This window comes from Cytobacillus firmus (assembly GCF_023612095.1).
Lineage (GTDB): Bacteria > Bacillota > Bacilli > Bacillales > Cytobacillaceae > Cytobacillus.
In genome coordinates, this window is sequence record NZ_CP086235.1 from 985101 (window position 1) to 1009704 (window position 24604).

General features: G+C 42.0%; 15 protein-coding genes, 3 pseudogenes and 1 other annotated feature. Of the genes and pseudogenes, 10 read left to right on the top strand and 8 right to left on the bottom strand.

All coding sequences use genetic code 11. The annotated features are described in order from the left end of the window. Nucleotides 1-133: 133 nt before the first annotated feature. The 4 genes from LLY41_RS05015 to motS all read left to right on the top strand — a co-directional run bounded on the left by LLY41_RS05015 (nt 134) and on the right by motS (nt 4282). The gene (locus LLY41_RS05015) at nt 134-1210 is read left to right on the top strand and encodes a bifunctional 3-deoxy-7-phosphoheptulonate synthase/chorismate mutase (protein WP_076261985.1); all 1077 of its coding nucleotides are present in this window, start codon (nt 134-136) and stop codon (nt 1208-1210) included. A 298-nt stretch (nt 1211-1508) separates the two neighbouring features. Next, nucleotides 1509-2507 (top strand): catabolite control protein A, encoded by a 999-nt coding sequence (gene ccpA / locus LLY41_RS05020; protein WP_304587085.1) that lies wholly within the window; start codon nt 1509-1511, stop codon nt 2505-2507. A 235-nt stretch (nt 2508-2742) separates the two neighbouring features. Further along, complete coding sequence (motP, locus tag LLY41_RS05025) at nt 2743-3561, top strand: flagellar motor protein MotP (protein WP_095244848.1); 819 nt, start codon at nt 2743-2745, stop codon at nt 3559-3561. Continuing rightward, nucleotides 3551-4282, top strand: coding sequence for a flagellar motor protein MotS (gene motS, locus LLY41_RS05030; RefSeq protein WP_095244849.1), 732 nt, complete (start codon nt 3551-3553; stop codon nt 4280-4282). The genes motP and motS overlap by 11 nt, the downstream gene beginning before the upstream one ends. 77 nt (nt 4283-4359) lie before the next feature. On the opposite strand, the gene LLY41_RS05035 is transcribed toward motS, so the two are convergent. From LLY41_RS05035 to LLY41_RS05045, 3 genes are all read right to left on the bottom strand, one after another. Next, a complete protein-coding gene (locus tag LLY41_RS05035; protein ID WP_095244850.1) occupies nt 4360-5532 on the bottom strand; it encodes an acetoin utilization protein AcuC in 1173 nt (390 codons plus the stop codon). Further along, a complete protein-coding gene (locus tag LLY41_RS05040; protein WP_095244851.1) occupies nt 5529-6176 on the bottom strand; it encodes an acetoin utilization AcuB family protein in 648 nt (215 codons plus the stop codon). Before LLY41_RS05040 ends, LLY41_RS05035 begins: the two co-directional genes overlap by 4 nt. A 289-nt stretch (nt 6177-6465) precedes the next feature. Further along, nucleotides 6466-7098: a GNAT family N-acetyltransferase gene (locus LLY41_RS05045; protein WP_095244852.1), complete on the bottom strand. Its 633-nt coding sequence runs from the start codon at nt 7096-7098 to the stop codon at nt 6466-6468. Nucleotides 7099-7323: 225 nt separating this feature from the next. On the opposite strand from LLY41_RS05045, the gene acsA reads away from it, so the two are divergent. After that, nucleotides 7324-9042, top strand: a complete 1719-nt coding sequence (gene acsA, locus LLY41_RS05050; RefSeq protein WP_095244853.1) for an acetate--CoA ligase — start codon at nt 7324-7326, stop codon at nt 9040-9042. Between the two features lie 102 nt (nt 9043-9144). On the opposite strand, the gene LLY41_RS05055 is transcribed toward acsA, so the two are convergent. Further along, nucleotides 9145-12036, bottom strand: a complete 2892-nt coding sequence (locus LLY41_RS05055; RefSeq protein WP_304587086.1) for a transglycosylase domain-containing protein — start codon at nt 12034-12036, stop codon at nt 9145-9147. 156 nt (nt 12037-12192) lie between these two features. Further along, nucleotides 12193-12418: a binding site (T-box leader), on the top strand. A gap of 75 nt (nt 12419-12493) precedes the next feature. Between LLY41_RS05055 and tyrS the strand changes: the two are divergent. Next, a pseudogene (gene tyrS, locus LLY41_RS05060) lies at nt 12494-13752 on the top strand (tyrosine--tRNA ligase). 402 nt (nt 13753-14154) lie between these two features. Here the strand turns inward: tyrS and rpsD are convergent. Further along, nucleotides 14155-14757 carry a 30S ribosomal protein S4 gene (gene rpsD, locus LLY41_RS05065; RefSeq protein WP_035330337.1) on the bottom strand — a complete coding sequence of 201 codons (603 nt, stop codon included), beginning with the start codon at nt 14755-14757 and terminating at the stop codon, nt 14155-14157. Nucleotides 14758-15278: 521 nt separating this feature from the next. Here rpsD and LLY41_RS05070 point away from each other — a divergent pair. Further along, a pseudogene (locus LLY41_RS05070) lies at nt 15279-17146 on the top strand (diguanylate cyclase domain-containing protein). Nucleotides 17147-17289: 143 nt separating this feature from the next. Beyond that, nucleotides 17290-18476 (top strand): annotated as a pseudogene (gene megL / locus LLY41_RS05075) (methionine gamma-lyase). A 49-nt stretch (nt 18477-18525) separates the two neighbouring features. Here the strand turns inward: megL and LLY41_RS05080 are convergent. Beyond that, nucleotides 18526-19005, bottom strand: coding sequence for a GAF domain-containing protein (locus LLY41_RS05080; protein WP_304587087.1), 480 nt, complete (start codon nt 19003-19005; stop codon nt 18526-18528). A gap of 190 nt (nt 19006-19195) precedes the next feature. Here LLY41_RS05080 and refZ point away from each other — a divergent pair, with 190 nt between their 5' ends. After that, complete coding sequence (refZ, locus tag LLY41_RS05085) at nt 19196-19825, top strand: forespore capture DNA-binding protein RefZ (protein WP_304587088.1); 630 nt, start codon at nt 19196-19198, stop codon at nt 19823-19825. Nucleotides 19826-19829: 4 nt separating this feature from the next. Here the strand turns inward: refZ and hisJ are convergent, their stop codons facing one another. Continuing rightward, nucleotides 19830-20624 (bottom strand): histidinol-phosphatase HisJ, encoded by a 795-nt coding sequence (hisJ, locus tag LLY41_RS05090; RefSeq protein WP_304587089.1) that lies wholly within the window; start codon nt 20622-20624, stop codon nt 19830-19832. Nucleotides 20625-21211: 587 nt separating this feature from the next. On the opposite strand from hisJ, the gene ezrA reads away from it, so the two are divergent. After that, on the top strand, nt 21212-22900 hold the full coding sequence (gene ezrA, locus LLY41_RS05095; RefSeq protein WP_095244861.1) for a septation ring formation regulator EzrA: 1689 nt from the start codon (nt 21212-21214) through the stop codon (nt 22898-22900). A gap of 85 nt (nt 22901-22985) precedes the next feature. Here ezrA and brnQ read toward each other — a convergent pair whose 3' ends face one another. Beyond that, a complete protein-coding gene (brnQ, locus tag LLY41_RS05100; RefSeq protein ID WP_095244862.1) occupies nt 22986-24329 on the bottom strand; it encodes a branched-chain amino acid transport system II carrier protein in 1344 nt (447 codons plus the stop codon). Between the last annotated feature and the right edge of the window lie 275 nt (nt 24330-24604).

The window sequence follows — 24604 nt, forward strand, 5'->3', positions numbered from 1 at the left end:
AAATGTATCATATATCGAGAGGCCGTAAAAGAAAAAGATGGAAATGCTTAATTCGTGCTTAGGGTGCGGGCTTTATGCATAATCCTAAAATTCAACACGGCTTAAATTGAGATTCGAAAGGAAGGGACAGGAAATGAGCAATAATGAACTAGATAAACTTCGTGATCGAGTGGATGAGCTGAATCTTCAGCTTTTATCTTTAATCAATGAAAGAGCAGAACTTGTTCAAGAAATCGGAAGAGTAAAGGAAACACAAGGGGTTTATCGTTATGATCCTGTCCGGGAACGCAAAATGCTTGATTTGATAAAAGAGCATAATGACGGTCCTTTTGAAAATTCAACAATTGAGCATATGTTCAAGGAAATTTTTAAAGCAGGTCTTGAACTTCAAAAAGATGATCATAGAAAAGCGCTTCTTGTTTCACGCAAAAAGAAGCCTGAAAACACAATTGTGGACTTAAAAGGTGAAAAAGTAGGAGATGGCAATCCTCATCTTGTTTTTGGCCCATGTGCAGTTGAATCTTATGAGCAGGTAGCAACTGTTGCTGAAGCTGTAAAAGCAAAAGGGCTAAAGCTTCTTCGCGGAGGAGCTTATAAACCAAGAACATCGCCATACGATTTTCAGGGTCTTGGGCTTGAAGGGCTGAAAATTTTAAAAAGAGTGGCAGATGAATACGATTTGGCAGTTATCTCTGAAATTGTAAGCCCAAATGATATTGAAACAGCTGTAAATTATATTGATGTCATTCAAATTGGTGCAAGAAACATGCAAAACTTCGAGCTATTAAAAGCAGCGGGCGCTGTAAATAAGCCAGTTCTATTAAAGCGGGGAATTGCAGCTACAATTGAAGAATTCATTAATGCAGCGGAATACATCATGTCCCAGGGGAACGGACAGATTATCCTTTGTGAGCGGGGAATCCGCACCTACGAACGGGCAACACGCAATACACTGGATATTTCAGCAGTGCCAATCCTTAAGCAGGAGACACATTTGCCTGTACTGGTTGACGTTACACATTCAACAGGCCGCAGAGATTTGCTTCTTCCGGCAGCAAAGGCCGCGCTGGCAATCGGCGCAGATGGCGTAATGGCAGAAGTTCATCCTGACCCGGCTGTTGCCCTTTCAGATTCAGCACAGCAAATGGACTTAAATCAATTTGACCATTTTATGTCTGAACTGCAATCTTCAGCATTGCTGAAAGTGTGATCATTGAATAAGAGCCGTTCGCGCATTCTGATTCGGCATCAACGGAACTATTCAAAATATGGAGAGCCTTCTGCTAATGGCAGGCGGCTCTTTTTTTCGCTTATAAAGGAAGTTTTAAGTTTTTTTCAGAAATATAAGCCTTCACATTGCGGCAATTACTGGACTGTCGTATGATTAAATACATAATTGTCATGTGTAACTACTCACAAATTAGGATAAAAAATGAGTAGGTTATGTCGTGTTGCTGTAAAATATAAAGTAATAGAAGTGACCGCTAATTAAAGAAGGAGTGTCAGTAATGAATGTAACAATATATGATGTGGCAAGAGAAGCGAATGTATCAATGGCAACGGTTTCTCGTGTTGTAAATGGCAACCCGAATGTTAAACCGGCAACAAGAAAGAAAGTTATGGAAGTAATTGACCGGCTTGGATACCGTCCAAACGCGGTTGCAAGAGGATTGGCAAGCAAGAAAACCACTACAGTCGGTGTAATCATTCCCGACATTTCCAGCACCTTTTTTGCTGAACTGGCAAGGGGCATAGAAGATATTGCGACAATGTACAAATATAATATCATTCTCAGCAACTCCGACCAGAATATCGAAAAAGAGCTGCACTTGCTCAATACTATGCTAGGGAAACAGGTGGATGGTATAGTCTTCATGGGCAGCAACATTACGTCCGAGCTTGTTGAAGAGTTTGAAAAGTCTCCGGTTCCCATCGTGCTGGCCGGCTCTATTGAAGAAACAGGCAAAATTCCCTCAGTAAATATTAATTATGAACAGGCAGCATTTGATGTCACAAAGTCATTTATTGAAAAAGGCCATAAAGATGTAGCACTTGTGGTAGGACCGCTCCGTGAGCCGATTAACCAGGAAAAGAAGCTTGCAGGTTATAAGCGTGCATTGGAAGAATCTGAAGTATCCTTCCGCGAGGATTTGGTGGTTGAAGGAGATTATACGTACGATTCAGGTATAGAAGCCTTTGAGAAACTGCTTGAGGCCGAACCTCGCCCAACTGCTATTTTTGCGGGATCTGATGAGATGGCTTTGGGAATCGTCCATGGGGCTGAGGATAAAGGCTATGATGTCCCGAAAGACTTTGAGGTCATCAGCTCAGACAATACCAGATTGACCTTAATGGTTCGTCCCCAGCTGACTTCAGTTGTACAGCCATTGTATGATATCGGTGCAGTTGCGATGAGATTGCTTACAAAACTTATGAATAAAGAATCTGTCGATGAGCAAATTGTTGTACTCCCACATCGAATTGAAGAACGAAGCTCAACAAAATAAGAAATATGCCGATATAAAAGAAAAGCGGAAGCGCCTCGACCAGCCCCGACAAGCGCTGGAGGGCCAGAAGTTGAAGTCGTTCTTTGACTTCAGCATCTGGACCGAAGTGACTCGAGGGGCTAGGCGCTGCAGCTGGACAAGGGTAGAAAGAAAAACGCCTTAATATGAAAGGCGTTTCTTTCTGTCAAAATTTATCCTAAAACTTTTATAATGCAGTGGATCAGGGAGAGAGAGTATGAGAAAGTTCGATATGTTAACACCTGCTGGGTTAATGGTGGGCCTGGCTATGCTCATTTTTGGGATTATGTGGAATGGTGGAGCAGATGGGTTTTTATCATTTGTTGATTTTTCCTCTATCCTTATTGTTTTAGGCGGATTAATAGCCGGGCTGCTTGTTAGTTTTCCATTAAAAGATATCAGGCATATGCCCACAGTTTTTAAGCAGGTTTTTTCCAATGAAGAACAAAGCGTTGGCGAGCTGATTGGCATTTTTGTCAAACTCTCTGAGCGTGCCCGGCGTGAAGGACTTCTGTCGCTCGAGGCTGAAGTCGGGAAAGTCGAAGATTCTTTTATTCGGAAAGGCATTTATCTGGCTGTGGATGGCATAGAGCCGGATGTCATTACTGACATTATGAATGCCGAAATAATGGCAATGGAAGAGAGGCACAGAAAAGGCAGAAGCATTCTTGAAAGAGCGGGTGAATATGCACCGGCATGGGGAATGATAGGAACTCTGATCGGCCTGGTTCTGATGCTGAAAAATTTAAATGATCCCTCCACTCTTGGGCCAAATATGGCCATTGCCTTATTGACTACTTTATATGGCTCACTTCTGGCCAATCTTGTTTTTTTGCCAATGGCAGCAAAGCTGGCTTTAAAGACAGAGAAGGAAGTGTTTTTAAAGGAAATCATTATTGAAGGGGTCATCGGTGTTCAATCCGGTCAAAATCCAAAAATTCTGGAGGAGAAGCTGAGCGCCTTTTTATCCTCTGAGGAACGAAGAGAGCTTGAGAGGGCTGTAAACGCGGGGGAGGCATTGGATCATGAGGCGTAGGCGAAGATCTCCTGAGCCTCCCAAGGGCGCTCCACGCTGGATGGTGACTTTCTCAGATCTCGTCACATTAATATTGGTTTTCTTTATTCTGCTTTTTTCAATGTCACAGATCGATTTAATGAAATTTCAGGCTATATCTGACTCCTTCCGGGACAGGCAGGTGCTTGATTTCCAGCAGTCCATCATCCCCGCGGAGAATCAGGGAGAAATGGAAGAAAATACGGAAGAAGAAGGCAGCGGTCAATCTGATTCGCTTGATGAGCTCCTGATGGAAATACAGTCCTTTCTGGAGGAGAATGGATTAGAAGAGGTTATAGTGGCAAACAGGACGGAGCGTGGTGTCGTTCTTGTCCTGCAGGAACAGGTTTTATTCGAATCCGGGGAGGCCAGTCTTATAGACAGCTCATACCCTTTCCTGGATAAAGTAGGAACCCTGTTAGCAAATATGCCCAACCTGGTGAAGGTGGAAGGACATACTGATGACCGGCCCATAACCACATACAGATATCCGTCCAATTGGGAGTTATCTGCTGCCAGGGCCAGTACGGTAATCAGATATTTAACAGAAGGGCATAAACTTGACAGCCACAGATTTATGGCTGTCGGCTATGGGGAAACCCGTCCCATCGTTCCCAATTCCGGACCGGAAAATTGGGAGAAGAACAGACGTGTTGAAATTATTATTTCTGATCCGAAATTTAATGAAGAGAACAATCAATAAACAGGTCTGGCAAAAGCCAGACCTGTTTATTTGCGTGTGAAGAAATGGCAACCGGATGTTTCCGGCCAGTCACTTTCTTATTTAGACTCTGTCATTGATTTGTTCCGGATGGGATAAAGAACCTTGTCCAATGTCCGGGCATTTTTTTCAGTTATTTCACTTTTTCGGGGGATAGGGTTATATAAATCTGCCGGATCTTCCCATTCAGATGGAAGAGGCACAGGTGCGTGTTCTTTCCACTTATTTATCCATTCCTCCGGGATATTGCCGTAACAATTAGAGTTTTCAGTCATTTCCAGCCAAACCATGGCCCATGCCCGGGGAACAACTCTCCAAATATCATATCCGCCGCCGCCGACTGCAATCCATTTTCCTCCGCAATATTCATGGGCAATTTCATGAGCCAGTTTCGGAATTTCCCTATAGATTTTTATAGTCGATGATAAATGGGTAAGAGGGTCAAGGTAATGGGCATCAGCCCCATTTTGCGTCAGAATTACATCAGGCTTGAAAAATTCCGCAACCTCCCGAAAAGCTGTACGGTATGCATGCAGCCAGGAATCATCTTCAGTAAATGCATCCACGGGAATATTGAAAGAGAATCCATATCCCTTCCCTTGTCCCCGTTCATTGATATTTCCGGTACCGGGAAAGAGGTATCGTCCTGTTTCATGAATGGATAGGGTGCATACATCCGGGTCATCATAAAATGACCATTGGACACCGTCACCATGATGAGCATCAGTATCTACATACAGAACACGGGCTTTATACTTTTCCTGCATGTACTTTATGGCTACTGAACTATCGTTGTAAATGCAAAATCCGGAGGCTTTTCCCCGAAAACCATGGTGTAGGCCTCCTCCAAGGTGAAGTGCATGCTTAGCACGTCCGTTCATTACGGCATCAACGGCTGCCAGGGTGCCTCCAACTAAAAAGGAGCTCGCTTCATGCATATTGGGGAATATGGGTGTGTCCTCAGTTCCGAGACCATAGTTTTCACATGATTCCTCAGGAAGCTGTCCACGGCCGGCAAGCTTGACAGCATTCACATAATTTGGATCATGAATCAGGTGAAGCTCTTCATCTGAAGCCTGGCGCGGCGGGATAATATGACAATCATCGATGGCATTTATATTTTTGAGCAAATCGAGTGTCAGCTTCAGCCTTATCTGATTAAAAGGATGATTTTTGCCGAATTTATAATTCAGCAGGTCTTCCGAATAAACAAATACTGAATCATGTGTCATAGTGAAATCCCCGGCATATTTGGCCATAAAACGTGGTGGCCTGCTTTTTTCAAATCTTCCACTACAAGTGTAGGGTTCATTGTCTGTACCCTTATCACCAATATTTTGAATTTATCATCCGTTTTGTCAGGATATACAAGGACACTCTGGATATTTGCTTTCCTTTTGCAAATGACTTCAGCAATTTCAAACAGCATGCCCGCCTTGTTTGGCACCTTAACTTCAATCTGGGAGCCTGGCTGATGAGCACCCGTCAATTGAACTAATGTATGAAGCAAATCGGTTTCTGTGACAATCCCAACCAGCTTATTATCGTTTAATATAGGCAGGCAGCCAATCCGCTGTTCATAAAAAACCGCGGCAATTTCTTCAGCGAAATCAAGCGGATGACCAGTGATGATATCTGTCTTCATAATAACTTTTAACGGTCTCTGCAGATCTTCCTTAAACAGTTCTGTATGAAAAATAGAAGGTGTGGCATCCCGAATATCCCTGTCTGTTACAAGTCCCTGGAGTCTGCCATCTTCATCTGTTATCGGCAAATGCCGGATTCTTTTTTCGCTCATAATTCTTATGGCGTCGGCAATCGTGTCTTCTTTTGACAAAGCCGTGACATCCGTTTTCATAATTTCTTCAACAATCACTTTAAATGCCTCCTTATAAAGTGAAACTTCAATCAGTGGGGGTTTTCCACTGATTGTTAGTTGAGGCCCACAGGAAGTGGGTCACAAAGACGTTGCCACAGGACGTGGCGTTCTTAGTCTTTGTTCTTCTTTTCGGCCTTTACGGGCAGTTTGACCCCCACTTATCCTCCTTTGGTTCCTCTGAGTCTTGAAGTGGGGGTCTTACTGCCCGTTAGACTGCGATAAAATATATGGAGATACACTCATGCAGAAAAATAGTCATGGCATGAACTATGTATTTACACTTCTATTAATACATAAAGCGATTCATAAAGCGCAGGCGGTCGAATTGCTGCACAGAATCCTGGTCTACTCTTTTTCCGATTCGGGCCATCAGGCAATTTGCAGGGTGTGAACTGATTTCCGGGTCATCTGTAGCGTACCATTCAAGACCGCCAGCGTTCATCATCTTTTCCATGATTTTTCGATATTCCCATACATTCAGGCCAGTACCTTTTAAATCCCAGTGCCAATAATACTCAGTCGTTATAACAATATAATCCTCCATAGCATCATCCATCATAGATACTTTCAGAAGGCTCTTGCCTGTTCCTGAACCCCGGAAAGCAGGAATCACTTCTATGGCACCCAATTCAATTAAATTATCCATCTTACCTTCAGACCAGCGTTCAAGAGGATCCGGATACAAGTAAGTGACATAGCCGACAATGGTATGTCTGTCACGGGCCACTATAATTCTGCCCTCAGGCAATCCTGCAATTTCAACCAGGGCTTTATGCTGCTGAGCCGGCGGCCTAAAAGCGACAAGATCTTTATGAAACTCATAATCTGCCAATTTTTCTTGTGTAATTGGACCCTCAATGATTAGTTTTCCATTGGCTGTTTTTAATTCTTTTGCATTATACGTTTTTTTATGTTCCATGTATTCACCACCCAGGTAGCATGATCAATGTATCTTCTATTATACATAAAAACGCGGATGATAAAGCGCTTTCACATAATTTTCTGGTAAATTTAAAAAAGTTTGTGACAATTTACGATGCTGGTCATAACTACTTTTTTTTCTCCTTTAAAATTTTAAAAATTGAGAAAATATTATGTTTATACTATAATAATATCAAATAATAAATAAGGGGGAGAACGATTTATGAAAGTGGAAGCGCTGCCAGTAACACAAGGGGACTTCAATTTAAAAAATTATAATGAGCTTTATGCAAATTTCAACTGGGCTGATGCGGAAAAAGAATTTTCCTGGAAAGAAACCGGCCGCATGAATATGGCCTATGAGGCTATCGACCGTCATGCGGAATCTTTCAGAAAGAATAAGGTTGCCCTTTATTATCGCGATGGGGAGAGAAATGAGAAATATACTTTTAAAGAAATGAAGGAACTATCCAATAAAGCGGGAAATGCATTAAAGGCATATGGTGATGTTGAAAAAGGCGACCGGGTGTTCATCTTTATGCCGCGTTCTCCTGAGCTCTATTTTGCCGTATTGGGGGCTGTTAAGCTGGGGGCTATTGTGGGTCCTCTATTTGAAGCTTTCATGGAAGGTGCTGTTCGTGACAGGCTTGCTGACAGTGAAGCCAAAGTCCTGATTACAACACCTGAGCTTTTGGAACGGGTGCCTGTTGACCAGCTGCCTGCTTTAAAGCATGTTTTCCTTGTTGGGGAAAACATAGAGGAAGCCGGGCCATATGTTAATTTTAATAAAAGAATGGCAGAATCCAGCAGGAAGCTTCCAATTGAATGGGTTGACGGAAACGATGGGCTTATTTTGCATTATACTTCCGGATCAACAGGCAAGCCAAAAGGGGTCCTGCATGTACATAATGCAATGATTCAGCATTACCAGACAGCTAAATGGGTGCTGGACTTAAAAGAAGAAGATGTATATTGGTGCACTGCTGATCCAGGATGGGTAACCGGTACTTCATATGGTATTTTCGGCCCGTGGCTGACAGGGACTTCAAACCTTGTGGTCGGGGGCAGGTTCAATCCGGAGACCTGGTATAAAATGATAGAGGAGTATGGCGTGACAGTTTGGTATAGTGCTCCAACTGCATTCCGCATGCTGATGGGAGCGGGCGATGAAGTTGTGAAAAAATTTGATTTAAGCTCCCTTCGCCATGTCCTAAGTGTCGGTGAACCGCTAAATCCTGAAGTTGTCAGATGGGGTACAAAAGTCTTTAATATGCGCATCCATGATACATGGTGGATGACTGAAACAGGTGCACAGCTTATCTGCAATTATCCTTGCATGGAAATAAAGCCGGGATCCATGGGTAAGCCGATTCCGGGTGTAAAAGCAGCCATTGTCGATGATCAGGGCAATGAACTGCCGCCTAACCGTATGGGCAACCTTGCGATTAAAAAAGGCTGGCCTTCCATGATGCATGCCATCTGGAATAACGAGCAGAAATATGAATCTTATTTTATGCCGGGTGATTGGTATGTTTCCGGAGATTCCGCTTATATGGATGAAGATGGATACTTCTGGTTCCAGGGGCGTGTAGATGATGTTATCATGACATCAGGCGAACGTGTAGGGCCGTTTGAAGTAGAGAGTAAACTGATCGAACATCCTGCGGTTGCAGAAGCTGGGGTTATCGGCAAGCCGGATCCTGTCCGCGGCGAAATTATTAAAGCGTTTGTTGCTTTACGGAATGGGTATGAACCTACTGAGGAATTAGTGGAAGAAATTCGCCAATTCGTTAAGAAAGGCCTTGCTGCCCACGCTGCTCCGCGTGAAATCGAATTCCGCGACAAGCTTCCAAAAACCCGCAGCGGCAAAATTATGCGCCGTGTGCTTAAGGCATGGGAACTGGATCTCCCAACCGGTGATTTGTCTACGATGGAAGATTAAGAAAGTTCAAGGCCGCTGTTCAAAAACAGCGGCCTTTATGTGCATATGAAAGTATAAAACGGGAAAAGCAGAAATCCAATTAGTGGATTTCTGCTTTTCGTTTTAACCATTTTCAGCTGATGTCTCTCCATCTTCACCTGATTCTGATGGTTTTTCTTCCTTGGGCTTTTCAGCGGGTGGCGGATCTTTCGGTTTTTCTTTCTTAGGCTTTTCTTCTTTTGGTTTATCTTCTTTAGATTTATCTTCTTTAGGTTTCTCTTCTTCCGGCTTTTTGCCGATTTCCACTGCATTGGATGGAGCAGACTCTCTGCCGGCAATGTCAACGGCAGTTACATGGATTGAGCCGCTTCCAGCTTTAAAGCTAAGGGAAGAGCCGGCTTTTATGGTACCGATTTTTTTGCCTCCGTTATAGACTCGGTAACCTATCACATCATTTTCAGGATTAGCACCCCATGTAATGGTTTCACCCGAAGCTTTTATGCCTGGAGCTGCCGGGGCTTTACCGTTGTCTTTAAGCTCGTCAGCGCTAGTCAGGATGCTCTTCCAGCGTTCCTTATTCGGAATTAGAGTACTTAAATTTGCTTTAATGCCGAACAGCTTTTGAATATATTCCGGATTCACTACCATTCCAGGTTCAGTAAACTCTTCAGGTGTTGAATCAAGTGCCATATATTTTTTATCTCCAATTCGTACAAGTTTTCCATTGCCGAGGCTGTCATCCACTTTTGTAGGAACAAATTTGGCATTAAATAAGTCAGTCTCGACCAGGCCGGCTTTTGAACATGCCTCTGAAGGGAGCAGGCCGGAAATGGCACAGAATGAACGTCTTACGATTCCGCCCGGCATTTTAAAGCTTTCGCTTGGGTCCACAAGGTCAGGGGCAACATCATATGCTGCATTCATCAGGTCAGCCCACAGATAATTATTTCTCAGGCTATAGCTTAATGGGCCGGGAGCTTTCAATGATTTAGGCGTATCATAACCAGACCAGATGCCGAACGTGACATTCGGGTTGGTTGCCACAAACCAGGCATCTATGAATTCAGTACCAGTACCTGTTTTCCCGGCCCAGTCAGAACCGAACTTCAATCTGCTCTTAATCGATGTGGCAGTTCCGCTGTTAATAACGTCTCTCATCATATCAATTGTAAGGTACGCTGTCTGCGGGCTAAATACATCAACAGGCTCGGACTTATGCTGGAATATGACGTTCCCGTTTTTATCTGTAATTTTTTCAATCATATAGGCGTCGATAAATTTCCCGCCATTAGCAAACGTAGTAAATGCGTTTGTATTTTCTTCGACAGTTACGCCGTATTCCAGTGATCCAATGGATGTAGCCAAGTTTGTATAGTCATGGCCGATAAGAGAAGTAAAGCCCATCTTTTCCAGGTAAGCAGCAGGACGCTGCCCGACTATATCTTTATAGAGCTTTACAGCTGGGACATTGTAAGAATGCTTAAGTGCATGTCTGGCTGAAACGAGCCCGCTATAGGTATTTGTATAGTTCTTTGGCCAAGGTCTGTTTAGTCCCGGGGCAAGGTGCAGCGGCACATCAGGAAGAATAGTGCCCGGCGCTGCTTTTCCCAGTTCTATTGCCGGGGCATAGACTAAAAGCGGCTTCATGGTTGAACCATTTTGCCTTAGAGCGCTTGTAGCATGGTTAAGCTGCTCGCGTTTGTGATCGCGTCCTCCGACAAAACTGATGATTTTCCCGGTTTTATTTTCAATTAAGATCGCACCAACTTCTACGGGCTCCATGATTTGCTTGTTTTCGCCAGTTTCCGGATCCTTCACTGTCTCAGGTTTGTCCGGTCCGTAATAAGGGTAGTTATCTTTGACCTGCTGCATTTTATCATAAATATCTTTATTAATCGTCGTATGGATCTGGAAGCCATTTTGGCGGATCGTCCGGTCTGCCAGAGTCCTGTATTCCTCCCGGACCTCGTCATCTTCCTTTAAGTCCTTCTCTTCGTATCCATCATTTTTTGCGAGAATTCTAGTCATGATGTCTACTGCGCGTTCTTCTATTTCATACGTTAAATATGGATACTTTTCCAAAGGGCTCTCAGAAGCTGTAGTAAAATCTTTGGTCAAGTCATATGCCAAAGCATCCTCATATTGCTTCTGGTCAATCTTTCCGTCATCATACATTCTTTTCAGAACGGTTTTCATCCTGGAGAAACCCGGTTCCAGATTCTCTTTGACCGTTCCCTCCCTTGTAAAGGGAGTGTAGCCGAATGGACTTTGAGGGAGCCCTGCAATGAAAGCGGCCTGAGGCAATGTTAAATCTTTTGCACTCACCCCAAATATACCTTTGGCAGCAGCTTCAACTCCGGCAATATTACGTCCGGTTGCATTTCTTCCAAAGGTGGAAACATTTAGATACGCTTCCAATATTTCTTTTTTATCAAAGAATTTCTCCAGCCGCAAAGCAAGCAGAATCTCTTTTGCTTTCCGCTCGAAAGAAACTTCATTCGTTAAGATCTGGTTCTTTATCAGCTGCTGTGTCAGTGTACTTCCGCCGGATTGAACAGATGAATTTGTTACTTCCTGGAACAGTGCACGCATGATCGCTTTTGGCACCACCCCGTCATGCTCGTAGAAATACTCATCTTCAGTAGCTACTACTGCGTTAATTAAGTGTTCCGAAACATCATCAAGCTTAACTTCCTCACGTTCAAGGTCTGTTCTGAGCTTTCCGAGATATACATTGTTTGCAAAGTATAGTTCTGATGTTTCTTCATAGTCATAAATATCCTTTTTCATGCTGGCATAGGATCGGATGGGCTCATCCTTTACAAGCGAAGCGAAATAACCGGCTCCGAGGCCCCCAGCAAATGAACCGCCAATGACAGCCAGGATGATAAAAAGCAAAGTAAGATTCCAGATGACCTGGTATGTAATACTTGCGCCTTTAGCGGCTTTCTTATTACCAAAAAGGCCCGGAGTCTGCCTCAATTTATCCATTAACATTTGAAACTTTTCTTTCATCGTATCAATCCCCCTAAAATCACATATATTATAGCACAATGTGACAGCCCAATATGACATGGTTCGCCATTTATCTGAAATTTCCTTTTTTGCACAGGCATTTGACATTTGGCTCAATTTTATGATAAAAATATTCTATCTTAGACGTTAAATATTTTACAGGCATTGATGGGAATCCAGTAATGCTTCTATCCCTGTTTCAGAAAGCCGGCGTTTGCTGCGAGCCGGTACAAATAGAAGGATGAATTACCTCCCTGAGCTTTCACTGTCAACCTGCACAGCAGTTATAGCAGTGGACGGAATTATCCGTTATTTCGAAAGAGTGGAGGACATTTGTCTTCAATCTGGGTGGTACCGCGCAAAATGATCATGCGTCCCTGCATAATTGCAGGGGCGCTTTTTGTATGGTTAAAACCTTTAATGCCTTAAAAATAACCGTTGATTAGGAGGATATAAGATGAGTTTACTTGAAGATCTGCAATGGAGAGGAATTGTTTATCAGCAGACAGATGAAGAGGGTATCCAAAATACTCTCGAGAAAGAGAAAATTTCTTTATACTGCGGTGTTGACCCTACTGCTGACAGCATGCATATCGGACACCTGCTTCCATTTTTAACATTAAGACGTTTTCAAAAAAAAGGCCACCGTCCAATTGTACTTGTTGGCGGAGCCACTGGACTTATTGGTGATCCAAGCGGCAAAAGCGAGGAAAGGAAGCTGCAGACTCTTGAAACAGTACAGCATAATGTGGACTGCATTAAGGGCCAGCTGAAAAGAATTTTTGATTTTGAAAGTGAAAATGGAGCAATCATGGTTAACAACTACGATTGGGCAGGCTCTATGGATATCGTTACGTTCCTGCGTGATTATGGGAAACATGTCGGAGTCAATTACATGCTCGCTAAAGACACCATTTCTTCGAGACTGGAAACAGGAATTTCCTTTACTGAATTTACTTACACTATTCTTCAGGCAATGGATTTCCTTCATTTATATGAGAACCATAACTGTAAAATGCAAATTGGCGGAAGCGACCAGTGGGGAATATTACCACCGGACTTGAGCTTATCCGCAAAATGGCGCCTGAAGGTTCCAAGGCTTACGGTCTGACAATTCCTCTTGTAACAAAAGCGGATGGAACAAAGTTCGGCAAAACGGAAAGCGGTGCAATCTGGTTAGATCCTGAGAAAACATCTCCTTATGAGTTTTATCAATTCTGGATTAACACGGCAGATGCCGATGTAATTAAATACCTTAAATTCTTTACCTTCTTATCCCGTGAAGAAATTGAAAATCTTGAAAAAGCTGTTCAAAACGAACCGCATCTCCGCAAAGCCCAAAAAGCACTTGCTGAAGAAATGACACGTCTGATTCATGGGGATGCAGCATTAGAGCAGGCTATCAAAATTACAGCTGCCCTGTTCAGCGGCGATATAAAAAATCTTTCGGCTTCAGAGATTAAACAAGGCTTTAAGGATGTTCCATCTTATGAGCATTCAGAAGGAGAGGAATTGGGCATAGTTGAGTTACTTGTTGCTGCCAAAATCTCTCCATCCAAACGCCAGGCTCGTGAAGATGTGACGAATGGCGCTGTTTCAGTAAACGGAGAACGCGTGACAGAGCTTGATTACACTCTTACTGATAAAGACAAGATTGAAGGTCAATTTACCGTCATTCGCCGCGGAAAGAAGAAATATTTCCTGATTAAATACTAAGGCTGTTGTCGCAAGGTTTGTTGCTAATTGTATATTATTTACTGAGTTGATTGGAGCGGAAGGTGCGAGACTCCTGCGGGAGTAGCGGGACAGGTGAGACCCCGCAGACGCGCAGCGTCGAGGAGGCTCACCGCCTGCCCCGCGGAAAGCGAGCATCCTGCAGCGGAAATCAACGGACTACATTAATAGTGAAAAACAACAATTTATAAGAAAAGAGCCAATACTAATAAGTGAAAGCCCTCCTGTGACGGAGGGCTTTATTTATATATAATTGAATCAAAAATGGAAATAAGATAGCTGAGCCTGTTGATTGGTGAAAATATGGACCGAGCGGGGGAAGCGGGAGCAAATCCAGCAGATATAACAAAAAAACTGCCGAAATGCATCGGCAGTTTAATATTATTAACGAGAGTAGAATTCAACGATTAGAGATTCGTTGATTTCAGCTGGAAGTTCAGAACGCTCAGGCATACGAGTGAAAGTTCCTTCTAGCTTGTCTGCATCGAAAGATACGAAGTCAGGTACGAAGTTGTTAACTTCGATTGCTTCTTTAACGATGTCAAGGCTGCGAGATTTTTCGCGAAGTGTAATTGTTTGGCCAGGTGCTACGCGGTATGATGGGATATCAACACGAGATCCATCAACCATGATATGACCGTGGTTAACAAGCTGGCGAGCTTGACGGCGAGTGCGTGCAAGACCTAAACGGTAAACAACGTTGTCAAGGCGTGATTCAAGAAGAATCATGAAGTTTTCACCGTGCTTACCAGGCATTTTGCCGGCTTTATCGAATAAGTTGCGGAATTGACGCTCATTAACTCCGTACATATGACGAAGCTTTTGCTTCTCCTGCAATTGTAATCCGTATTCAGAGATTTTTTTACGCTGGTTTGGACCATGTTGTCCAGGAGCGTAAGGACGCTTTTCTAATTCTTTTCCAGTACCGCTTAGAGAGATTCCAAGACGACGGGATAATTTCCAGCTTGGACCAGTATAACGAGCCATTTAAGACTCCTCCTTTTGTGTTTTTATTTGGGTAAAATAAAAACAGAAACAGATGCGCACAACAATCATGTTCATTTTGTTTTCATGTACCTTCGCCCTAGCAGCAGAGGGTTACACAGTACCCCATCCCCAGAAACATGTAAGTCGCCAAAGGCAACTGAAGCTGGTTGAGGAACAAAATGAGTACATCAAGGTGCTCACATAGGCTGCAATATTTTACACAAGGAGTATTATATAATTTTCAGAGGGTAAAAGTCAAGGTGATCTTTATTTTTTTACTTCTTTTGGATTAAAGCATGTATTTATTATAAGGCAAAGCTTGATCATATTTCACAGTAAATTAGAAAACTGGCAGGAGTCTCTTTGAAACTGTGATATAATAAAGAAAAATTTTCCTGCTGAAAACCGGAATTGAAACGAAATAGCCACATCTTTACCGGGATTGTTAATTTTGGTCCGTTATAATATACCTTATTGGTTAAAAGATTCATGATCTGAGACATTTGATGGGTGATAAGAAGATGGAAACACTTGAACGTCAAATCATACTTAATTTAAAAAGCCGATTCTTTGATATTATCGATACGGAAAACGGTTTCTTTCATTATGAAAAATTACTGAATGAAATGCTTTCTGCCATTCAAGCCCTTTCCGAAGCGGATGAAGTAACCCTCTGCGTTTTTAATGAATGGAAGCAGGAGTTTTTTGCAGAAGCTTCCACAAATCCGGATGCTTTAGATTCACGTGTTTTTTCAGGTGATTTAAAAAAGTGGGCTAAAACAAACAGAGAGTTCCAGAGGTTAGGCGCGGAGATTATGGAAGAACAAATCATGATTCCTCTTGTAAAAGGAAACCAGCTTCTGGGCTGCATGATTCTAAAAGGGGCATCAGGCTGTTTTCACACTTATCCAGAAAAAGTTTTTCAGGAACTTAGCGAAGAATGCGGGCAATTTCTTGATAAAGCTCAGGGTATGGCCAAAATTGCTTCTGAAGAGAAACGCTACAAACAGCTGTACCGGGTTACTGAGAAATTCCATTCTTCAATGGATATGGATATGGTGCTGGGGGAAATTATCTATACTCTCCAGGAAATGTACCCCACTTTTACCTATTATCTTCTGCTGTCCCAGGATAATAATAATCATGGTGATCTGCCTATTAGAGATCTTGAATATGACAGCGAAAATATTGCGGCCATGCAGGCTTATGTCACGGGGGCTGTTCAATTTGAAGATTCCCTGCAGGAAGTTCGCTCTATCCTGTATGCTCCCTTAAAAGGGAAACAGGGGGTTTATGGCGTACTTCAGGTTATAGCACCTAATACTATCATATTCCCTAAAAATGAAATTGAGTTTATAACGCTTCTGGCCAATACTGCAGGCAGTGCCCTGGAGAATGCACAGCTTTACCAGCAATCCAAGCGGCTTATAGCGGATCTTCAATTAATTAATGAAACATCCCACCGCCTGAACTCGAATTTGCGCCTTACAGAAACGATGAACTTTATGGCAGACCAGATTCTGCAGTCCTTTGATGCTGAAGAAGCCGGTTTCATCCTGGTATCTTCTGATGGTTCTGATGTGAATGTCATTCAGGGCAGCACTGCATTTTTTCAGACCAGAGAGTCAGAAAGCTATATTCAATATATGAAGAAAAAGATCCTTAGGGAGAAAGAGTCTCTTTTTATTGGAGATTTTTCTTTACAGTCCGAGGATGAGGCAGGCTGCTTTAAATCCATTATGGCGGTTCCGATGACCCAGTCTGGAGTATTAAAGGGATTTGCGCTTGTCATGCACAGTTCTCCTTATCATTTTTCATTTGAAACATTCAAGCTGCTGCAATCACTGATTCATCATTCTACGCTTGCTTTTACCAATTCAATGCTGAGAGAAGAGCTTGAAAAGATGGTTGTAACGGATCACTTAACAAAGCTTTATTCCCGAAGCTATCTGGATGATCGCATTCACCAGTCCATGAATGAAGATCATGAAGGAACCTTTATGCTGGTTGATATAGATGATTTTAAATTGGTAAATGATACATACGGACATCAGGTAGGCGATGAAATCATTATTCAAGTCGCTAATTTAATAAACAGCAATATCCGCGGCACTGATATAGGAGCAAGATGGGGCGGTGAGGAGCTGGCTCTTTACCTGCCCGGTGTTTCATTGTCAGCTGGTGCGCTTATTGCTGAACGTCTTGTCAGAAAGGTATGCCAGATTACAGATCCCAAAGTAACCATTTCGTGTGGTGTGTCGCATTGGAGCAGGGGAAAAAGGATTCCTATGCTGCTCTTTTTAAGCGGGCTGACAGGGCTTTATACACTGCCAAGAATACAGGGAAAAATAAAATGATACTTGAGTCTGCAGCAGATTCATTTATTTAGGGGACTGCCTTATAAAGAGGCAGTCCTTATTAAGAATTTTTACAAAACAAAATACTTTCAAAAAATATGCTATTATCATATGCTGAAAGAGTAGCTTATTATAGTTTAATATGTAAGCGTTTTCAGTGAAGGGGAGAGTTATAATGGATAGAAAACATCGGTTTAACTTCGAGACGCAGGTCATCCATGAAGGATACGATGCAGAAAGCTATAAGGGAAGCCTGGCACCGCCTATTTTTCAGACGTCGACTTTTACTTTTGAGACAGCACAGCAGGGGAAAAGCGTTTTGCCGGTGAAGAAGAAGGCTATATCTATTCACGACTGGGCAATCCAACGGTAAAGATGCTGGAAGAAAGAATGGCTGCTCTTGAAAAGGGAGAAGCCGCCCTGGCTTTTGGATCTGGTATGGCTGCGGTTTCAGCTGTTCTTCTTGCTTTAACCAAAACAGGTGATCACATCTTATGCTCTCAGGGAGTGTATGGCTGTACATTTGGACTCTTGGAGATGATGGATGAAAAATATAAAATCAGTCATGATTATTCGGCTATGGAAACAAAGCAGCAGCTACTTGATCAAATAAAGCCTGAGACTGTCTGTATATATGTTGAAACTCCGATAAATCCAACAATGAAATTGGTGGATTTGAAGATGGTTGCAGAAGTAGGGAGGGAGAAAGGGATTCCAGTTGTGGTTGATAATACTTTCTGTTCTCCATATTTACAGAATCCGATTGAGCTGGGATGCGATATTGTCATTCATAGTGCGACAAAATACATCGGGGGCCATGGGGATGTAATTGCAGGTCTTGTTATTGGAAACAGACAATCTATAGATGAAGTAAGGATGACTACACAAAAAGATATTGGGGGCATTATTTCACCTTTTGATGCCTGGCTGCTGCTCCGCGGATTGAAAACACTTGCAGTCAGACTTGACAGGCACTGTGACAATGCCGAACAGCTGGCATCATACTTATTGGCACATCCAAAAGTGGAAAAAGTTTATTTTCCTGGAGACAGCAGTAATGCAGATTTTGAAATAGCACAAAAACAAATGAGAAAGCCGGGCGGGATGATTTCCTTTACTCTTAAGGGTGATAGAGAGACTGCACAGGAATTTATGAACAGGCTGAATCTAATAAAAATTGCCGTGAGCCTTGGAGATGCAGAGACATTAATTCAGCATCCTGCAACTATGACGCATGCAGTAGTCCCAAAAGAATTCCGTGAGAAAATGGGCATTGAAGATACATTGCTGAGGCTTTCAGTCGGCCTCGAATCATGGGAAGATATCAGGGATGATCTGTCCCAGGCACTTGAAGAAGTCTGATTTAAAAGAGATGGCCGTTATTAAATGGCCATCTCTTTTTTGAAATCTTTTACAGGAAGGATACAAGTACCTCTGAGTATTGTTCCAGGTATTTTTGGTCAAGTTCATCAAACCGGTTCTTTTCCGGGGAATCAATATCCAGCACACCGAGAAGCATCCCATCTTTGATAATCGGAATAACAATTTCGGATTGTGAAGCAGCGTCACAGGCGATATGGCCAGGGAATTGATGGACATCTTCAACACGGACAGTTTCCATTTGCTTCGCGGCTGTTCCGCACACACCCTTGCCAAGGGGGATTCTTACACAAGCAGGCAGACCCTGAAATGGCCCGAGAACAAGCTCGCCTTCTTCCATCAGATAAAATCCTACCCAGTTTGTACGTTCCAGAAATTGATTAAGAAGTGCTGATGCGTTGCTTAAATTGGCAATGCTGTTCGTTTCTCCTTCAAGAAGAGCAGAGAGCTGTTTAATCAATAATTGATAATTTTCTTCACGGGTTCCCTTGTATGATTCGACACTAAACATCACAAATCACCTTGCTTTCTCAAAGATAAATGAATTTCCTGGCAGATGAACAGGAAATTAGAAGGACATTGTCGAGAACTTTATAAAGGATAAGACGATTTTAGCAAGAATGTTTAATTATCACAACAAATCCGTTTATGAACCCGTGTGTTGGGACAGAAACTTTACAAAAGAAAGTGAGGCGGGAACTTTGAAGAAAAATTCAAAAGAGGCAATTGTGTCTGCCGCTATCTCCTTATTTAATACGAAGGGTTTTTCTGGGACTTCCATCCGTGATATTGCAGGCAAAGCTCAGACGAATACAGCAAATATCGCATATTATTTCGATAACAAACACGGGCTGCTTGAATATTGCTTTACGGCTTTTTTCGAAGGGTATATCCAGGAGATAGAGAAGGGGTTTTCATTTCTTGAGCAGGGGGCGGCTCTGAGCCTGAAAAAAATGGCGCAAAACATCATGGTTTATCAATTTGAGCATAGCCATTTAACAAGATTGATACTCAGGGAAATTTCAATAGATTCACAGGTGGTAAGGGAAATCATGTCCACTTATTTAGCAAAGGAAAAGTTTTATTTTGGCAAGGTGCTCGAAAGGGGCATGAAAACAAAAGAGTTCCGTAACCACTCAGCCAATTATATGATTATCCAGCTGAAAGGACTCCTGTCCATGCCATTTCTGAACACACATTATATGTCTGAAGTTCTGCATGTATTTCCTCATGAAAAATATTTCGCGGACAAATATACGAAAGAGATCTTCAATTGGGTTGATGGAGTCCTGTGCAATCATGCCAGAAAACCTTATGCTGCCGTACTCTGAGAATTTAAAGGTGTTTCATTCTATCGAGGCCCTGACCCATGTCCTTTGCCTGATGAGAATCGGATCCATATACCAGTGTAATGCCTTTTTGGGCCGCTGCTTCTGCAGCCCAGTCCGGAGGATAGGATTCCTTGCATAAAGGCTTGGCGAAACCGGCTCCATTATAGTCGAGTTCATAGCCATGAGTATAAACCTCATCAAGTATTTGGTTTATTTCCTCTCTAAATTCCCGATCAGCGGGATATTTTTTTTGAAATTTTTTCACCAGGGTGATATGCCCAATCCTTTTTGGTTTAAACGATCCTAAATCTGCTTTTATAGATAGGAGCAGGGTGCGGAAATAATTCATATAAACTGCTTCAATATAACCATATTCTTCAATCATCTTTGCAAAAACATCCGGGCTGTAGTCCACGCATTCGTAGCGGCTGCCATGTTTTAGAAAATGTACAGATAAAATAGAATCATCCATGTATTTTCCATTTTTATCGAGGAATTCTTTGACCTCCCGTTCAAAACCTTCAATGTAATCCACTTCAAGCCCCGCATTAATCCTGATTTTTCCTTGATAATCTGCTTTTACTCTTGAAATATCAGTAAAATATTTTTCAAGATTCTCCTTGCGCATCGCACTGTCCCGGGCAGGTGCCGGGTCCTCAAAGCCATCAGGGAGCGGAGCATGTTCAGTAAAAGAAATCTCCTTAAAACCAAGACTTATTGCTTTTTCAACATAATCTTCCAATGAATCCTTTGTCCCGTGCGGGCAAAAGGGTGTGTGGATATGGCCGTCTTTTAGCATTTAAAGATTTTCCTTTCTGCAATGGTTTAATGGATGCAGTACTCAAGTCTCTTTTTTATATATCTCCTAAATAAAGAAGGAAATCATTTATAAAAAGCGAATTGTTTGTATTTGAACAGTTCATATAGTTCAATTAAAAAGGCGGTTTTCAGTTGAATATTGTATATTAATTACTGAGTTGATTGCAGCGGAAGGTGCGAGACTCCTGCGGGAGTAGCGGGACAGGTGAGACCCCGCAGACGCGGAGCGTTGAGGAGGCTCACCGCCCGCCCCGCGGAAAGCGAGCAGCCTGGAGCGGAAATCAACGGACAACATAGAAAGGCAATAACAACAATTTATACGAGTAGAGCCATGAGAGAAACATTAAAAAAATTATAGTTGTTTTAGTTATTTTTCGAAAATAGCATTTTACATCAGATATAAATGAAGAAATTCATAAAAAAATGAAATAAATAGTCAAAAAATGTCGTTTACATGGTATCATAAAAGCATTGAAAATAACATGTGAAATAAAGAAACGCCTCACACTATTAAATATAAACTTTACATATACATACTGGCTCGGGAACAGAACAGGGGGCTTTAAAATGGAATACATAATTGGAGCTATAGTCATTCTTTTATGCCTATATCTCACCGGATATTTTTTAAAGAAAAAACATTACAAAGAAATTGACAGGCTGGAAACTTGGAAAATGGACATAACGGACCGCCCTGTTCTAGATGAAATGTCTAGAGTGAAAAAGCTGAATATGACGGGGCAGACAGAGGAATTATTTGAACGCTGGAGAAATGAATGGGATGAAATAGTTACATCGCAGCTTCCGGATGTGGAAGAATTGTTATTTGATGCTGAAGAGAGCATAGATAAATACCGTTTTAAGAATTCCCAGGAAATTCAGCAGAGAATAGAAAAAAGATTAACCGAGATAGAAGAAAACATCAAAAACCTGCTTGCTGAATTGAATGAACTGGTAGGCAGTGAAGAGAAAAATAGAGCGGAAATTGAAGAATTGAAAGATATGTACCGCCAATGCAAAAAGTCTCTCCTTGCACACCGCCATACATTCGGCAAATCTGAGAAAATTCTTGAAGAACAGCTGGATGAAGCATTCTCCAAATTTGAAGAGTTCGATGACAAAACTGAAAAGGGCAATTACCTTGAAGCTCGTGAAACCCTTCTTGTAATTAAAGCTCTGATTGAGGATTCTCAAGCCAAAATGGAAGCTATACCAAGTTTGATGGTTGACTGTCAATCCAAGATCCCTTCCGAACTGGAAGAGTTAAGAGACGGATACAAGGAAATGCTGGAGCAGGGATATCTGCTTGATCACCTGCAGATAGATAAAGAAATTGAGAGGCTTGAAGAACAAGTAAATGTATACGCAGGCTCCATTGATCAGGCACAAATCGAAGAAGTTCAAACAGGAGTCGAAGAGATCAAAGATAATATGGAACATCTGTACGATCTGCTCGAAAAGGAAGTACATGCCAGACATTACTTAAGCCAGCAGGATGAAGCAACAAGAACCATGCTTTATAATAACCGTGATATGAACAATAAGCTAAAGACAGAGATAGCGGCTGTCCGGAATAGCTATCATGTTCCGGAAAAGGATCTTGAAATTCAAATCCACCTGGAGAAAAAAATAAACCAGCTGTTCAAAAAATTCGAAGTGCTGGAGCATAAGATTAACAGCCAAAATACTCCCCATACACTTCTGAGAGAAGAACTGGCGGAAGTCAAGGAACACATTGAGGAGATTTCAGATGAGCAGACAGCTTTTGCCGAAAAGCTTCAGGCCTTACGAAAAGACGAAATGTCTGCAAGGGAAAAAGTAAAAGAATTAAGCAAGAAAGTGGCAGAAACAATAAGGCTTATATCCAAAAATAACGTGCCTGGAGTTTCTCAGGAATATAAATATTTGATACAGGATGCGAAAGAAAGCATAGATAATGTACTGGCTAAGCTCGATGAAAAACCATTGAACATTCCTTCGGTCCAGCAATATCTTGAAGTTGCGGTGCTGACTGTTGATAAGGCTGCTGATTCTGTCAGTGATATGATTGAGACGATTCTTCTAGCTGAGAAGGTCATCCAATATGGCAACCGATACAGAAGCAGTTATCCATCTATTGATAATGGATTAAGGGAAGCAGAGGTCTCATTCAGAAGCTATGAATATAAAAAAGCATTGGAGCAGGCTGCCTCTTCAATTGAAGAAGTCGAGCCGGGTGCGATCAAGAGAATTGAAGAATTAATAACTGAACAATAAAAAACAGATCCGATTATGGATCTGTTTTTTTAAAGGAATCTATCCGGCTCCATGCACCGATAAGCGGGCGCATGGAGCTTCTTAATTATTCGTTGCCAGCAATTGTTTTTTTCGGCTCCCCAACAGCAATTGCCAGAAAGTAGCCTATAACAGCTCCGGCAATGGCAGGCACAATCCAGCCGATACCCTCAGCAAAGAATGGGAGGAATTGAAGTGAGTCTGTAATATAGGATACGTCCATTCCAGCTGTTTTCAAGCCATCCACAAAACTAATTAATCCTGTTGGTATTAATGCCCCAATATATACCACTGAGTAGCCATTAAAGGCATTGTGCATAAACGATAGAAGTATCAGCACGATGGCCAGAGGATAAATGATGATCAAAATTGGCAATGAAAGTTGAATCAACTGAGTTAAACCAATGTTTGCAACCACCATACTGAACAGTGAAAGAATGATTACAATGGTTTTATAGGATATTTTTGGAAGCAATTTATGAAAGTACTGCGCACAAGCGGAAACGAGTCCGATTGAGGTTGTCAGGCACGCTACCGTTATGGCCAGCCCAAGGATAACTGCTCCCGCAGCTCCAAATAGATAATGAGAAGCAGCAGATAGGATAGCGCCGCCATTATCGAATTCACCTATAGCATCTGTACTTGTTGCACCGATGTATGCAAGAGATAAATATACTGCCGCTAGACCGGCAGCTGCTATCAGTCCGGCAGTAATGCAAATTTTCATAAGGGAATGTTTATTTGTTACACCCATGCCCTGTATGGAGCTGATAACGATAATTCCGAATACCAGTGCTGCAATTGTATCCATTGTCAGGTAGCCTTCAATGAAGCCTTTAAAGAACGGCCCCTCTGCATATGCCCCCACTGGCGCCTGCAATTCGCCCATAGGAGTAATGATGCTTTTTATAACCAGAACAGCAAGGATAATGAGCAAGGCAGGTGTAAAAATATTGCCGATTCTATCCACTAATTTCGATGGATTGAGAGAAAGCCAGGCTGTGATGCCAAAAAAGGCAATGGTATAAACCAATAACGAAAAAGGACTATTGGAAGCGGTTTCAGATAAGAACGGAGTAACCCCAATTTCATAAGCAACTGTCCCGGTACGCGGGATTCCAAAAAATGGTCCAATGGCTAAGTACATAATAATAGTAAAAATCATTCCGTATAAAGGGTGTACGCGGCTTGCAATTGTTTGCAGATCCCCATTTCTGGCAATGGCAATAATACCTAGAAGCGGCAATCCAACCCCTGTAATTAAAAATCCAATAATAGCAGTCCATACACTTGTGCCGGCAGCTTGTCCCAGGAAGGGAGGGAAAATCATATTTCCTGCCCCAAAGAATAGAGCAAATAACATGAGTCCGACGGCGAGAATTTGTTTGGTTGACAGTGTTTTATTCTCCATATATATCCTCCTGAAAGAGTTCTATATCATAATGTTTAGAACATTTTCATATTAGCATAAGAACTAAAAAAAATGTCGAAAAAATACGAAGTCTTAATATTTAGTAATTTGTAATAGTAAATTCGAAATGTGCTTTGCTCAAATTACAATAATATCAGCCTCTCCACGTAAGATTTAATCCATTCATTGGGTTAAACTGCTCAACCTTGATTAATTTAAATTGTATAGATTTGAATATTTGAATCTAATGCTTCAATTACAATTTCCATTCTTCA